Genomic DNA, 14,601 nt, shown 5'->3' on the forward strand with positions numbered 1-14,601 from the left:
ACCCTTGACACGTGACCGACGCCCAAGAGACCGCAGCAGACACAGCACTGCGAACCACCGGGGGCGCTCCCCCGGACGACGACGTCCCTGCGAACGGGCTGCCGATCCCCTTGCTGGAGCCCCGCGAGGGCATTCCGCCCGTCGTCGAGACGGACGAGGCCCTCGCCGAAGTGATCGCCGCGTTCGCCGCCGGCCGCGGCCCCGTCGCCGTCGACGCCGAGCGCGCCTCCGGCTACCGCTACGGCCAGCGCGCCTACCTCGTCCAGCTCCGCCGCGAGGGCGCGGGCACCGCGCTCATCGACCCCGTGGGCTGCCCCGACCTGTCCGGACTCGGCGAGGCGCTCGCCGGGACCGAGTGGATCCTGCACGCGGCGACCCAGGACCTGCCGTGCCTGCGCGACATAGGCATGGTGCCGACCCGGCTGTTCGACACCGAGCTGGCCGGCCGGCTCGCGGGCTTCCCGCGGGTCGGGCTCGGGGCGATGGTCGAGTCCGTCCTCGGCTACGCCCTGGAGAAGGGTCACTCCGCGGTGGACTGGTCCACCCGCCCGCTGCCCGAGCCCTGGCTCCGGTACGCCGCGCTGGACGTCGAGCTTCTCGTCGACCTGCGTGACGCACTGGAGAAGGAGCTCGACCGGCAGGGCAAGCTGGAGTGGGCCCACCAGGAGTTCGACGCGATCGCCTCGGCCCCGCCCGCGCCGCCTCGCAAGGACCCGTGGCGCCGGACCTCCGGGATGCACAAGGTGCGGCGCCGTCGCCAGATGGCGGTCGTACGGGAGATGTGGACCGCCCGTGACCGGATCGCCCAGCGGCGGGACGTCTCGCCGGGCAAGGTGCTGAGCGACACGGCGATCGTGGAGGCGGCGCTCGCCGTGCCCGCGAACGTCACCGCGCTGACCGCGCTGCCCGGCTTCGGGCACCGCATGGGCCGGCGCCAGCTCGAGCAGTGGCAGGCGGCCGTGGACCGCGCGAAGGCCCTCCCGGACAACGAGCTCCCCCAGCCCGGCCAGCCGGTCGCGGGCCCCCCGCCGCCGCGCGCCTGGGCGGACAAGGACCCGGCCGCGGCCGCCCGCCTGTCGGCGGCCCGCGCGGCGGTCTCGGCCCTCGCGGAGGAGCTGAACCTCCCGCAGGAGAACCTGATCACCCCGGACACGGTCCGCCGCGTCTGCTGGGAGCCACCGTCCGTCGTGACCGAGGCATCGGTCGCCGAGGCCCTCACGGGCTACGGCGCCCGGCCGTGGCAGGTCGACCTGGTGACCCCGCTGCTGGTGACGGCACTGATGAGCGCCGAGGGCTGACCTGACGACCCTGACCCTGGAGCCCCCGGCCGCGCACGGCCGGGGGCTCCGCCGCCCTAGACCGGGCTGAGGTCGCCGTTCGTGCTCATGTCGAACACGCCCTGGGTCTTGCCGTCGACCTTGAGGTGCTTGAGCCAGTGCTTCGAGAGGTTGTGCACGTTCTTGTGCTGCGTCTCCCACACCACCGTATGCCCCGCGCAGGCCAGCTTGACCATGAGCTTGTGGGTGCCCGTGATGGCGTCGTAGAGCGCGGGGACGGAGAAGTTGAGTTCCGGGTTGGAGCTGGGCGGTGACGTGTTCACCGTGGCGTCGTGCTCCCCGTACACGATCAGCACGGGCACGCTCCCGCCGAGGACACCGCCCTGCTTCGCCGTCGCCTTGTTCCAGCCCCACCGGACGAAGTTCCGGATTCGGTTGAGGCCCTCCGGCGGTCCCCATGTCGCGCCTACCGGGTCATTCTCCATCACCGCGGCCCAGGCCTTTTCGACGATGCCGAGTTCGCGCTGGCCCTCGCAGCCCAGTTCGTTGTTCCACCCCGACTCGAGACCCCATCTCGTGCCCAGGAACATCGGGAAGCCCGGCTGCGGAAGCGTGCTCGGCGGGGTCGACGTGCCGTCGGGCGGGAAGACCGGTGCCAGCAGGAACAGACTCTCCACCTTGGTGGGGTTGTTCACCGCGTACGGCCCCATGGTGATCGCTCCGGCGGAGTAGCCGACGAAGGCGATCTTGTCCACACCGCGCTCTTTGCGGATGTACTCCACGACGGTGTGCAGCTCGTCCCGGTCGCTGTTCGAGTTGTTCAGCTGGAACGCGTACTTCGGCGGGCCGGGGACGAATCCCGGCGGTCTCGGCTTCAGAAGGCTCTGGTTGGCGGGGTTGGCATTGCGTGGGTCGCCCATCTTGGGACGCGGCGACCGTCCGGAGCCCTGGAGGTCCATCACGAAGACGTCGTAGCCGGCCTTGGCCAGCTGCTCCGCCCAGCTGTAGGAGGTGTGCTGGAGATCGAAGGCCGCGAGCGCCGGAATGCTCCGGCCGTGCAGCATGAGAACGGCCTTGCGCTCCGGGAGATGCCCCAGGGGCGTGCCGTCCCGCTCCCGTACGAAGAGCTTGACCAATTCGTCCTTGTTCGCGGGAACGGTGGACTTGTGGGGCACCTCGTGGTCCTTGGTGATGATCGTCGCCATGGGAATCCGTTCTGTGCGTTCGGTCCGGGGCCTCGTGCCCGGCCGGGCCAGCCTCGGCTCGATGGCCACCCGGCGCCACGGCATGACCGCCGCCCTGAGCCCATCGGGTTGCGAGAGCCTCCGATCGGCCGGGCGCACTCAGGGGGCGCGCACAGGCCCCGATCGGCCGTCGCGGAGTGTGACCTTCGCCGCTCCCGCCCCAGGGGCTGGGCAGCATGGTTACCCGCAAGTAGCATGGGGGGAGCAAGCGCGCGCTTAGCCGCGTGCCGCAGCAGTGCCATCCCGCACCCTGGAGGAGAGCCATCGTGCCTCGTACCGTCAGGGACGTCGTCTTCGTCGACGGCGTCCGCACCCCGTTCGGCAAGGCGGGCCCGAAGGGCATCTACCACGAGACCCGCGCCGACGATCTCGTCGTGAAGGCCATCCGGGAGCTGCTGCGCCGCAACCCCGGCCTCGACCCCGCGAAGATCGACGAGGTCGCCATCGCCGCCACCACGCAGATCGGTGACCAGGGTCTGACCCTCGGCCGTACCGCCGGCATCCTCGCCGGTCTGCCGCAGTCCGTCCCGGGCTACTCCATCGACCGTATGTGCGCCGGCGCGCTGACCGCCGTCACCTCGGTCGCCGGCTCCATCGCGTTCGGCGCCTACGACGCCGTCATCGCCGGTGGCGTCGAGCACATGGGCCGCCACCCCATGGGCGAGGGCGTCGACCCGAACCCGCGGTTCGTGAGCGAGAAGCTGGTCGACGAGTCCGCCCTGTTCATGGGCATGACCGCCGAGAACCTGCACGACCGCTACCCGAGCATCACCAAGCAGCGCGCCGACGAGTACGCCGTGCGCTCGCAGGAGAAGGCCGCCAAGGCGTACGCCGACGGCAAGATCCAGCAGGACCTGGTGCCGATCTCGGTGCGCCGCACCAACGCCGAGGCCGGCGAGACCGGCTGGGGTCTGGTCACCGCCGACGAGCCGATGCGTCCGGGCACCACCCTGGAGTCGCTGGCGAACCTGAAGACGCCGTTCCGCGTCCACGGCAACGTCACCGCCGGTAACGCGGCCGGTCTCAACGACGGCGCCACCGCCTCGATCATCGCCTCCGAGGACTTCGCCCGGGAGAACAACCTCCCGGTGAAGATGCGCCTCGTCTCGTACGCCTTCGCCGGCGTCGAGCCCGAGGTCATGGGCTACGGCCCGATCCCGGCGACCGAGAAGGCGCTGGCCAAGGCCGGTCTCTCGATCGAGGACATCGACCTCTTCGAGATCAACGAGGCCTTCGCGGTCCAGGTCCTGGCGTTCCTCGAGCACTACGGGATCGCCGACGACGACGCCCGCGTCAACCAGTACGGCGGCGCGATCGCCTACGGTCACCCGCTCGCCTCCTCCGGCGTCCGTCTGATGACGCAGCTGGCCCGCCAGTTCGAGGAGAACCCGCAGGTCCGCTACGGCCTCAACACCATGTGCGTCGGCTTCGGCATGGGCGCCACGGTCATCTGGGAAAACCCCCACTGGGAGGGCAAGTGAGCACCACCGCCGAGCTTCTGAAGGGCGCCGCCGAGCTCTTCCCGGACGAGGTCGTCACCAGCGCCCACGTACGGCACTTCGACCTGCCCGCGGGTGCGGGCCGGTTCGCGCTGATCACGCTGGACAACGGCTTCGACCACACCAAGCCGACCACCTTCGGCCCGCAGTCGCTGGCGAACCTCAACGTCGCCCTCGACCAGGTCGAGAAGGAGGCCGCCGAGGGCTCCATCGTCGGCGTCGGCATCACCGGCAAGCCGTTCATCTTCGCGGTGGGCGCCGACCTCAAGGGCGTCGAGCTGCTCAAGCAGCACTCCGACGCGCTGGCCATCGGCAAGGGCGGCCACGACGTCTTCAAGCGTCTGTCCGCGCTGGCCGTGCCGACCTTCGCGTACTACAACGGCGCGGCGATGGGCGGCGGTGTCGAGGTCGGTCTGCACTGCACCTACCGCACCGTGTCGAAGGCCCTGCCGGCCTTCTCGCTGCCCGAGGTCTTCCTCGGTCTGGTCCCCGGCTGGGGCGGCTGCACGATCCTGCCGAACCTGATCGGTGCCGACAAGGCCGTCTCGGTCATCATCGAGAACTCGCTGAACCAGAACCGTCAGCTCAAGGGCAAGCAGGTCTTCGAGCTCGGCATCGCCGACGCGATCTTCGAGGGCGCGGACTTCCTGGAGCAGTCGCTGATCTGGACGGCCTCCGTCCTCAACGGCACGGTCACGGTGGAGCGTCCGGAGATCGACCGCGGTGAGGGCTGGGATCAGGCCGTCGCCAAGGGCCGGTTCATCGCCGACTCCAAGGTGCACGGTGCGGCCCCGGCCGCGTACCGCGCCCTGGACATCATCGAGGCGTCCAAGGACGGCGACCTGCAGAAGGGCTTCGACGCCGAGGACCAGGCCCTCGCGGACCTGATCATGGGCGGCGAGCTGCGCTCCGGCATCTACGCCTTCAACCTGGTGCAGAAGCGCGCCAAGCGGCCGGCGGGTGCCCCGGACAAGTCGCTGGCCCGCCCGGTCACCAAGGTCGGTGTCGTCGGCGCCGGTCTGATGGCCTCTCAGCTGGCCCTGCTCTTCCTGCGCCGCCTCGAGGTGCCGGTCGTCCTGACCGACATCGACCAGGAGCGCGTCGACAAGGGTGTGGGCTACGTCCACGCCGAGATCGAGAAGCTGCTCGGCAAGGGCCGCATCAACCAGGACAAGGCCAACCGTCTCAAGGGCCTGGTCTCCGGTGTCCTGGACAAGGCCGCGGGCTTCGCGGACGCGGACTTCATCATCGAGGCCGTGTTCGAGGAGATGTCGGTCAAGCAGAAGGTGTTCGCGGAGGTCGAGGCGGTCGCCCCGGCGCACGCGATCCTCGCCACCAACACCTCCTCGCTGTCGGTGTCGGAGATGGCCTCCAAGCTCCAGCACCCGGAGCGCGTGGTCGGCTTCCACTTCTTCAACCCGGTCGCGATCCTCCCGCTCCTGGAGATCGTGCGCGGCGAGCAGACGGACGACGCTTCCCTCGCCACCGCGTTCGGTGTCGCGAAGAAGCTGAAGAAGACCGCGGTCCTCACCAAGGACGCCCCGGCGTTCGTCGTGAACCGCATCCTGACCCGCTTCATGGGCGAGATCCAGAACGTCATCGACGAGGGCACCTCGGTCGAGACGGCGGAGAAGGCCATCGAGCCGCTCGGTCTGCCGATGTCCCCGCTGGTCCTCCTGGAGCTCGTCGGCCCGGCCATCGGTCTGCACGTCTCCGAGACCCTGAACCGCGCCTTCCCGGAGCGCTTCACCGTCTCCCCGAACCTGGCGGCCGTCGTCAAGGCCGGCAAGCGCGGCTTCTACGTCTACGACTCCGGCAAGCCGGAGCTGGACCCCGAGGTCGCCGCGCTCCTGAAGCAGGGCGACGTCGTCCTGACGGAGGAGCAGGTCCGCGACCGCGTCCTGGACGCGGTGGCGCAGGAGATCGGCCTGATGCTGGAGGAGGGTGTCGTCGCCGAGGCGCAGGACATCGACCTCTGCCTGATCACGGGCGCGGGCTGGCCCTTCCACCTGGGCGGCATCACGCCGTACCTGGACCGTGAGGGCGTCTCCCAGCGGGTGAACGGCAAGCCGTTCCTCGCACAGGGCGTGGCGAGCGTCCCGGCGTAACACCAGGGCTCGCGAGAACGCGAACGGCCCCGGCACCGCTTCCTGGTGCCGGGGCCGTTCGCGTATGCGGGTCAGTGCGGCAGAACGGCGATCGCCGTCGAGATCCGGCGCTCCTCGACGGGGTCGCCCCTGGACTCCCTCGGTCGGTTGCGAAGCCGGTCGTCCACGACCATCGTGGTCGAGCCCCCGCCGTCGAGGTTGACCCCGTCGGTGGCCCCCAGGGAGCGCAGCAGGTCGGCGGCCTCCGGGAGGGTCGCGCCCTCGCTCACTCCGGGCTCACGCCCGTCGAGCGTGACGAGCAGGACCGAGCCGTCCTTCGTGACGCCGGCGAGGGTACGCGGAGCGCGATCCGCGGTGACGGTCGCACGGCCCGGGATCGAGGTCCGGCCGTCCGTCAACAGCCGGGTACCGCCGCCGATGACCGAATCGACCGGTCCGGAGAGCCCCTGGCCGTCGGGGCCGTTCATCGGCATCGCGGCGGCCGGCCGCGTGCCGGCGCGCGCATGCTCCCGGAGCCAGTCGGCACCCTCACCGATGCCGTACAGCACGCGTGCCCGCCGAGGCACCGGGCCTCCGGCCGGGGAGCGGAGTCGCCGCACAGTGCCGTCCTCCGAGAGCACGGCCTCGACGCTGCCGCGCGCTCCGGACGGGGTGTCGACGCCCCATTGCGGGGTGAACGCCACGATCTCGTCGGGGACCGCGCACAGCCCGGTGCGGGGGTCGTTCATGACGTGGCGCCCGGCGGAGAAGAGGCGGTGGCCGTCGACTCCTCCGCAGGGGCGGAGCCGGCCGGCGAGCCGGTTCACCCCGTCGAGAGTGCGGGTCGCTCCGTCGTCGGCGGTGATCCGGCCGGGGGTGGACACCTCGGTGATCCGCGCGTCGAGACGGCCGTCGCGGTAGCCGAGCACCAGGGCGGCGCTGTCGTTGCGGGCCTCGCTGAGCACCTGGTCGCCCTCGGCGTACAGGCCCGTCGGGTCTCCCTCGTAGCCGCTGAAGCCCTTCCCGCCGCGGATGTCGAAGTACGAGCCGTTGACCGCGGCGAGGGCTCCGGTCTGCCGTGCGAGGTCCCGTACGGTCTGGGTGGTCGCCAGCTGCCGGCCGTGCACGCCGGCCAGGCGCACCTTCGCGTCGGGCGCGATGCGCAGCGCGGCGACCCGCACGGGGCCCGCCGGGCCGTCACTGGTGAACTCCTCGTAGACGACACCGGGGGCAAGGTGCCGCCCGCTCGGTGTGGCGGGCGCCCGGAGGGCCGGATGGTCCCCGCCCGAGCGCGTGCACGCCCCGGCGGTCAGCAGCAGCACCAGGGCGAGTGCCGTGGCGGAGCGTCGCCTCGGCGCGCTACGCATCCGTGCGCAGCGCGCCGGGAGAATGGCTCATGTCCCCGATGTGGAGGGTGATCTCCTGCCGGACGCGGTGCCCGCTCTCGTCCTCGAAGCAGCACGAGAAGCTGTCGTAGCCCAGGTGCTCGGGGTCGGCCTGGTAACTGAGGCCGCCGTCCGGGGTGTGGAACAGGGTCCCGTGGGAGGCGAACGTGGTGCCGGTGAACCGGAGTCCGTCGACGGGGGTGTAGCCGGCGGGGATGGTGAACCGGCCGCCGGGGTTCAGGACGATGGAGCGTCCGGGCAGCCAGTGCCGGCGGACCCGGAAGCCGACGTTGGACACCGACATCGAGGAGACGAGCCGCTCGTCCTCGGTGCGCTTGACGCCGACCACGATCCGCGGGAGCAGGTACGAGCCCTCGGGCGCGTCGTCCGCGATCTTGACGCGCATGGTCGCGGTACGCGGCTCGGCGCCCGAGGCGTACGTGGCGTAGCGCCCGTTGCCCAGCTTGCCGAGGCCCTTGTGGTTCACGACGCTCGTGACGCCCTCGAAGATGTCGCCGAGGAGGTAGCCGTACGTCCGGTACGGCGCGTCGCTCGGGGTGATCGACAGCGTCAGGGAGAACGTCTGCCCGGGTACGAGCGGCCGCTGCGGATCGACATCGGAGAAGAGCTCCAGATGACCGCCGTGCTGCGGGGTCTCCGGGTGGCTCACCCAGGACTGCACCAGCGAGTACCAGTCACTCATCGCACTACCTCACTGACACGGGCCTTGGTGAGCTGCTCGAAGACGTCGTCGGGAAGCCAGGTGATGTCGTGCTCCGACACGTGCGGGGAATCCAGGTTCCGGAAGTAGTCCGGGAGGAGCAGCCCCTGGGTGTACATCTCGCGCGCGATGAACCGGGCGCATTCCAGCGCTCCGTGCGGCCGTAGATGGGTGTTGTCCTCGACGCCGTCCGGGTAGTTGGGGCTCTCTCCCGGCTGGAGATAGACGAATACCTTCTTGCTGCCCTCGGCACCGAGCTGCTGCCACCAGGAACAGGAGAACTCGTGGAGATCGATGAGCGGCACGGAGGCCGCCAGCGCCAGCTCACGAATGGCCTGGGGGTAGACGCCGAGACTGCGCCGCATATTGCCGAAGGCGTCGAAGACACGGCGCTCCTGGCCGGGAACGAGAACCGGGTGCGCTCCCCGGGACCGAGCCCCGTCGACGTACTTCTTGAGGTAGAACTGGAATTCGGAGAAGGGCGCGCTGAAGCGGCCGTCCTCGGAGCGCATGTCGTTGTGCCCGAAGGAGATGAGCAGCAGGTCGCCGGGGGCGATGTTCTCCAGGATCCAGGCCAGGCGCCCACGCTCGTAGAAGCTGCGCGAACTCGCCCCGGCCCGGGCGGCGTTCACGACCTCGGCGCCCTGTACGAAGAGTGGGAGCGCCTGCCCCCAACCGGTCATCGGGGCCATGCTGATCTGCCGGGTGCAGACCGAGGACCCTCCCGCGAGGAAGATTCGTTTCATCTGACCGTTCATACCTGCCTGCCCTGCCACTTCATGGAATCTGCACCCCGCGATGGAGATCGTCGAAGGCGGGATCCGCCACGACGGAGGCGTCCAGCGTCTCGATGACCCGGTAGGCCCGCTCGCAGTTCGAGGTGTCGCGGAGAACGAAGAATTCCGCCGCGCGCCGCTGGTACTCGTCCTCGACCTCGAAGTTCCGTTCGATCGAGCGGATGATTTCGTCCACCGCCTTGTCGACGGTGCCACAGGCCGGTCCGAAGCCGTCCCTGCCGAGGTCGAAATAGCCGCGCTTGTAGTGCTTGCTGTAGAACTGCTCGTCGTCGAAATTCGTGTAGACGATGGGCTTTCCCATGTAGGCCACATCGAAGAACACCGACGAGTAGTCGGTCACGAGCATCGAGCACTCACGCATCGCGAGCTGCACGTCCCGGCCGGTCGTGGACACCGTGATCGACGGATGGTCGATCTTGAAGTGCTTGAGGTACGGCCGGATCTCGTAGTGCGGCATGAACTCCAGCTCGACGCCGTGCTGCTCCAGGGCACCGAGCAGCCGCTCGTTGCGCAGCAGGGAGGAGAAGAAGCGGTAGTACTCGGAGGCGGCGAAGGGGATCTCCGGCTTGGCCGCCCTGTTGTACGAGGGCGCGACGATCTCGCGGCGCCAGGTCGGCATGACCAGCACACGGCGCGGCCCGTTCACCCGCTTCAGCGCGTCGAAGCGCGGCAGACCGGTGGCCGCGACCCGGTCGTATCCGTATCCGCAGTGCTCGGCGAAGTACGCGCGCTCGCTGCGCCCCGTGGTGAGCACCATGTCGACGTTGGTGGCCTGGGCGTGGATCGAGGCGACCACGTCGTTGTAGACCACTCCGTGCTGCAGGAAGACCCGCTTGTAGCGCAGCAGATCGCCGTAGCCGCGCAGGAACGCGCGCTTGTTCAGCCCCGGGAAGCCGAGATACGCCTCCAGGTCGTAGGCGTTGATGAGCCGCTTCGCGTGCAGCAGGTAGGCGCGGTGCTTCCACGACAGCCGGTCGATGACCTGGCCGTGGCGGGCGACCTTGTCCCAGTCCGGCGAGTTCCCGTTGATGGAGAAGTAGATCTTGCGCTTGGGGTGGTTCTGCCGGATCCACTTGAACAGGTGGTAGCTGTTGTCCTGCGCGGTGTCCTCCCGCTCGCCGATGATCCAGATGCCACGGCGGTGCAGTACGGGATGGGTGAGCCAGTACAGCAGACGGGTACGCCAGCCGAGGCGGCCCGGCAGCGAGTTGCGGAACTCCCGCCCGAACCGGCTGAGCCTGTCCTTGGTGCGGGCGGCGGCGCCGCGCACCCAGCGGAGCGAGACCATCTCGTCGTCGTCGATGCTCAGCACGAAGCGCTGCCGTCCGCTGGTGTGCACTCCCTTGAAGCGGTGCAGCATCTGGCGGGTGGCCAGCGGAATGTCATGGTGCCGGTCGTTCGCGTGGATCCGGATCGCCAGCTTCAGGTCCGCGTTGGCCAGCGTGTCGAAGCTGCCCTCCCCGACCGTGGCACGCCAGCCGGAGTACCAGTCCTGGTCCTTGCGGGTGCGCCAGCGGTCCCGCCGGTAGACCTGCTCCACGGGAGCGGTCGCCTCCCGCTCCCCGTCCTTGAGCACCAGCTCGAGGCGGTTGGTGTACCGGACGTCGATGTCCGTCCCGGAGAAGACCAGGAGGCCCTCGAACTCGAACTCCCCGCCCGACCACTGGAACGTCTCGAGCACGGCGCCGGTGCGCGGGACGCGCAGCAGCGAGGTCTCCACCGCGTCGCCGGCCAGCCGGCGGAAGGGGCCCTCGTCGTCGATGTGGAGCGTCGGCAGGAAGTCCGGCTTGCTCAGCGGCTCCGCGAACAGCTCGAAGTTCCCGGTGACGACCGCGTGGTGCTGGAGCCTGGCCAGCGGATGCACGGCGTACTGAAGGATCAGGTCGTCGGGAATCTGCGCGTAGACGGAGTGGAGCTTGGGGAAGACCGCGGCGATCTCCGGCTTGCTCATGATCCGGTGCATGTTGCGTACGTACGGCTGCAGCGAGCGGACGACGAAGCGCTGCGCGAGGCGGACCGTGCGCTCGGGCGCGCCCTGGACGGCCTTCAGCACGTGCGCGCCGAGGCGTACCAGTTCCTGGGTCTTGACGGGGTCGTTCCAGGGGCGGTCGAAGAGCGAGTCCTGCTGCTGCTCGTCGCGCGCGTAGAAGCAGGCCCCCTTGGCGATCGCGATACGGCGGGAGCCCAGGACCGCGGGGACGGTGAACCAGTCGTCCTCGAAACCGGGTCCGTGGCCGGGGCGGAAGCGCCGGTCGCGTACGTACGAGGTCTTGAAGAGCTTTCCGCCGAGCGCGGTGGAGAAGACGAGGTACGGCGCGTCGTCGAGATGGCGCACCGGCACCGCCTCCTGGAAGTACCGCTTCCAGGGCTCGCCGTCGTTCCGTCGCGGCCCGGGGAAGTTGTCCGCCTCGCCCACCACGACGTCGAAGCCGCCCTGGACCTTGCGGGTCGCCGCCACCAGCCGCGCGAGCGCGGACTCACCGAGGATGTCCTGGGCGCGCGCGAACATGACGTAGGGCGCGGTGACGTACCGCAGGCCGTGGTCGAAGGCGGAGCGCATGCCGAGGGCGGCCTGGGTGACGACCTTCGTGTTGGGGTAGTACGCGGCGAACGCGGCCAGCTGCTGCGCGGTGGTGTCGCTCGAGCCGTCGTCGACGAGGACCACCTGGGTCTCCGCGAACCCGGTCTGGGCGAAGAGCGAGGGGAGGAACTCCCCCAGGTTGTACTCGTCGTTGTGGCAGTGCACGACGATCGCCGCCGACCAGCGCTGCGGCGGAGCCGCGGGTTCGGGCGCCTCGGCGCCCTGCCACCACAGCCAGGGGGTGCCGCGCGGGTTGGCCTTGGTCTGGGCCTCGCTGGTCTCGGGACGGAGCGCGAGGTTGCCGCTGACGGTCTCGTAGAGCTCGTGGACTCCGGCGTCGCCGGCGTACCGCAGCTGCTCGACGTCGACCCCGCTGATGTTCAGGGCGGTCGAGGCCCGCTCGCCGGCGTGGCGGAGCTGGACGAAGAAGTTCCAGGTGCCCGCGCGGTCGGCCCGGCCGAGGGTGTCGGCGAGGTCGAGGTTGGCGTGGTACCGGATCCAGTGCTCGTCGACCTCGACGCCCGAGACGGGGAAGTGGTGGTCGGCCTTGGTGCTGCGGCGGCGCAGCACGGCGATGAGCTCGATCTTGTCCTCGGGGTCGACCCGGCCGAGCTGGTTGCGTATCGCGCCCGCGATGTGCAACTGGTCGCCGCGGATCTCGACCCGCGAGGCCTCGTTGTACAGCCGTGCGTCGGCCAGCGGGGCGCCGGTCAGCTCCAGGTCGGTGACGTCGAGGAACTTCTCCGCGTCGGGCCGGCCGAGCAGCGAGCCGGACCAGAACACCCGGCCGTCGCGCTCGACGAGGTCGGAGCTGATCACACTGCGACGGGCCATGAAGTCGGCGGCGGAGACGGCGATGTCCACCCGGCCGTGCATCAGCCCGAAGGCGCGGACCCGCTCCATCGGGCCGCACAGCTCGTACGCCCCCTCGTCCAGGGAGCGCAGATAGGGGGCGACGGCTCGTACGAAGCCGTTGCGGTAGGTCTCGTCGCCGGTGCGCAGTTCGGGGGTGTAGAGCCGCAGGTCGTGGGAGAGGAACTTGGCGCCCTTGCGGGCGAGCAGATCCGGACGGCCGACGCCTGCCAGGAACCGGTCGGTGTACTGGTGGACCAGGACGCGGTCGCTGATGCTGCGCGGCTCGTGGCGCCTGTTGGTGATCGAGGGCTGGTCGGTCTCGCGTTCCCACATCCACCGGTAGACCGGAGTGGCCAGGAGGGTGAGGGAGCGCGCGTGGAAGTTGGCGACCGTGGAGAAGTAGGTGTCCTCGAAGAAGACGCCCTCGGGGAAGCGGATGCCGAAGTTGTCGAGGAAGTCGCGGCGGTAGAGCTTTCCGGCGGCGATCGGGTCGTCGAACAGCTCCGGCATGGCGCCGAGGCCACCGGTGTTCTGGTCGGTCTCGTAGAGCTGCGGCTGCCAGACGGTGATCTCGTCCTTGGCCGGGTTGATGCGCAGCACCCGGCCGGCGGTGACGTCGGAACCGGTGGTGAGGGCCGAGGAGAGCAGTTCCTCGACGGCCTTGAGCGGAAGCTCGTCGTCCGCGTCGAGGAACATGACGTACTGCCCGGCGGCGGCCTCGATGCCGTTGTTACGGGGCGCGCCGCAGCCGCCGCTGTTCTGCGGCCGCTCGATGACGCGGACGCGGGAGTCCATGGCGGCGAACTGACGGGCCACGAGGAGCGTGCCGTCGGCGGAGCAGTCGTCGACGACGAGCACCTCGACGCCACGGTGGGTCTGGGCGAGCACCGACTGCAGTGCGCGGGCGAGCGTGGCGCTCGCGTTGTACGCCGGGACGACGACGGTCACGAGGAACCGCGTGATGTCGAGCGGGTGGTTCATCTTCCGTGCGGCTCCGCTTCGACGAGGCCGTCGCGGAAGGCGGGCTGGCGCGGGATCTGGTGGAGCGGGATCTGGTGGAGCGGCATCGTGTCGAACGGGGCCCGCCCGTAGGTCTCGGCGTACGGGCGCGGGTAGGGCTGGAAGCCGGGGTCCTCGTCCGGCTCCGGAGCGGGGAAGCGCTGGTCGGCCAGGGCGGCGGCGGCCTCCTCGCGGGCGGCCGTGTCCCCCTGCTCCTGCCCGCGGCGGCGGTGCCGGCCGGCCTGCAGATGCGGGGAGATGGACCCGGCGCGGGTCGGCACGCTCTCAGGGGCGAGACGCTCCATGGTGCGGGTGAAGTCCCGGGTGGAGAGCCAGAACTTGAACATGATCACCAGCTCGAAGGCGCCCAGCAGGATGGCGGAGACGGCGGTGGTCAGCAGGACGTGGCCGATGAGCGGGCCGACGATGAAGATGAACATCTGGAACTCGATGCCGCTGATCAGGTGGGGCCTGATCCGGCTGCGCAGCAGGGCGTGACGGACCCTCGCGTACCAGGGGAAGCTCTTGCGGAACTGCTGGTGCAGGTCGATGACCTCGGTCTGCCCGGGCTGTGTGGCCGCCGCCCGCTGGACATCGGTCTCCATCAGCGGGTTCTCGCGCAGCAGGTCCTCCATGAAGACGACCTTCTGGTCCTCCTCGCGCACGCCCGCCTCGGCCTGCCGGGCGAGGGTGACGGCTTCGATCTTGGCACGCATGGACATGCGCATCTTGTAGATCTGGAGGGCGTCGACGTAACGGAGCATGTCGAGGAAGACGACGACGAGGGCGGCGAGGAGGTAGATCGACTCGTTCGTCCGGAGGAACTGGCCGCCCATGAGGGCGAGGGCGCAGAAGAGGACGCGGATGCGGTCGAAGACGTAGTCCAGCCAGCCGCCGAAGACGGAGCCGTTGCCCTTGAGACGGGCGAGCTTTCCGTCGATGCAGTCGAGGATGAAGCTGACGTGGTACAGGCCGGCCCCGATGGCCAGTGACGTGTAGTCACCCTTGAGGAAGAAGCCGGCCGAGCCGAGGCCCACGAAGAGGGCGGCCCAGGTGACCCGGTTGGGTGTGATGGAGTCGAACCGTGCGAACCAGCAGACCAGTCGGGTCGCGACGGGATCCACGAGGAGGACCGTCCACCAAGCGTCGCGCTTCT

General features: G+C 69.9%; 9 protein-coding genes. 3 read left to right on the top strand and 6 right to left on the bottom strand.

Annotated features, from left to right (window positions below):
• The first annotated feature begins 11 nt into the window (after positions 1 to 11).
• The gene (locus ACFV9D_RS29675; RefSeq protein WP_385152833.1) at positions 12 to 1,298 is read left to right on the top strand and encodes an HRDC domain-containing protein; all 1,287 of its coding nucleotides are present in this window, start codon (positions 12 to 14) and stop codon (positions 1,296 to 1,298) included.
• A 56-nt stretch (positions 1,299 to 1,354) separates the two neighbouring features.
• Here ACFV9D_RS29675 and ACFV9D_RS29680 read toward each other — a convergent pair whose 3' ends face one another.
• Positions 1,355 to 2,482 (bottom strand): alpha/beta fold hydrolase, encoded by a 1,128-nt coding sequence (locus tag ACFV9D_RS29680; RefSeq protein WP_385152836.1) that lies wholly within the window; start codon positions 2,480 to 2,482, stop codon positions 1,355 to 1,357.
• 305 nt (positions 2,483 to 2,787) lie between these two features.
• Here ACFV9D_RS29680 and ACFV9D_RS29685 point away from each other — a divergent pair, with 305 nt between their 5' ends.
• Together ACFV9D_RS29685 and ACFV9D_RS29690 are read left to right on the top strand one after the other, a co-directional pair.
• Entirely contained in the window at positions 2,788 to 4,002 is a 1,215-nt protein-coding gene (locus tag ACFV9D_RS29685) for a thiolase family protein (protein ID WP_385152838.1), read from the top strand.
• Positions 3,999 to 6,128 carry a 3-hydroxyacyl-CoA dehydrogenase NAD-binding domain-containing protein gene (locus ACFV9D_RS29690; RefSeq protein WP_385152841.1) on the top strand — a complete coding sequence of 710 codons (2,130 nt, stop codon included), beginning with the start codon at positions 3,999 to 4,001 and terminating at the stop codon, positions 6,126 to 6,128. Before ACFV9D_RS29685 ends, ACFV9D_RS29690 begins: the two co-directional genes overlap by 4 nt.
• A 71-nt stretch (positions 6,129 to 6,199) precedes the next feature.
• On the opposite strand, the gene ACFV9D_RS29695 is transcribed toward ACFV9D_RS29690, so the two are convergent.
• From ACFV9D_RS29695 to ACFV9D_RS29715, 5 genes are read right to left on the bottom strand one after another with little or no spacing between them, the layout of a single operon-like run.
• Positions 6,200 to 7,474, bottom strand: a complete 1,275-nt coding sequence (locus ACFV9D_RS29695) for a phosphodiester glycosidase family protein (RefSeq protein WP_385152844.1) — start codon at positions 7,472 to 7,474, stop codon at positions 6,200 to 6,202.
• The gene (locus ACFV9D_RS29700) at positions 7,467 to 8,195 is read right to left on the bottom strand and encodes a hypothetical protein (RefSeq protein ID WP_385152847.1); all 729 of its coding nucleotides are present in this window, start codon (positions 8,193 to 8,195) and stop codon (positions 7,467 to 7,469) included. The genes ACFV9D_RS29695 and ACFV9D_RS29700 overlap by 8 nt, the downstream gene beginning before the upstream one ends.
• The gene (locus ACFV9D_RS29705) at positions 8,192 to 8,959 is read right to left on the bottom strand and encodes a rhamnogalacturonan acetylesterase (RefSeq protein ID WP_385152850.1); all 768 of its coding nucleotides are present in this window, start codon (positions 8,957 to 8,959) and stop codon (positions 8,192 to 8,194) included. Before ACFV9D_RS29705 ends, ACFV9D_RS29700 begins: the two co-directional genes overlap by 4 nt.
• Positions 8,960 to 8,990: 31 nt before the next feature.
• Complete coding sequence (locus tag ACFV9D_RS29710) at positions 8,991 to 13,427, bottom strand: glycosyltransferase (RefSeq protein ID WP_385152853.1); 4,437 nt, start codon at positions 13,425 to 13,427, stop codon at positions 8,991 to 8,993.
• Positions 13,424 to 14,569 (bottom strand): CDP-alcohol phosphatidyltransferase family protein, encoded by a 1,146-nt coding sequence (locus ACFV9D_RS29715; RefSeq protein ID WP_385152856.1) that lies wholly within the window; start codon positions 14,567 to 14,569, stop codon positions 13,424 to 13,426. Before ACFV9D_RS29715 ends, ACFV9D_RS29710 begins: the two co-directional genes overlap by 4 nt.
• Between the last annotated feature and the right edge of the window lie 32 nt (positions 14,570 to 14,601).

The organism is Streptomyces sp. NPDC059875 (assembly GCF_042731085.1).
Lineage (GTDB): Bacteria > Actinomycetota > Actinomycetes > Streptomycetales > Streptomycetaceae > Streptomyces.

Coding starts and splice junctions, on each gene's coding strand:
- ACFV9D_RS29680 (WP_385152836.1), bottom strand. CDS start 2,482: ATGGCGACGATCATCACCAAGGACCACGAGGTGCCCCACAAGTCCACC.
- ACFV9D_RS29695 (WP_385152844.1), bottom strand. CDS start 7,474: ATGCGTAGCGCGCCGAGGCGACGCTCCGCCACGGCACTCGCCCTGGTG.
- ACFV9D_RS29700 (WP_385152847.1), bottom strand. CDS start 8,195: ATGAGTGACTGGTACTCGCTGGTGCAGTCCTGGGTGAGCCACCCGGAG.
- ACFV9D_RS29705 (WP_385152850.1), bottom strand. CDS start 8,959: ATGAAACGAATCTTCCTCGCGGGAGGGTCCTCGGTCTGCACCCGGCAG.
- ACFV9D_RS29710 (WP_385152853.1), bottom strand. CDS start 13,427: ATGAACCACCCGCTCGACATCACGCGGTTCCTCGTGACCGTCGTCGTC.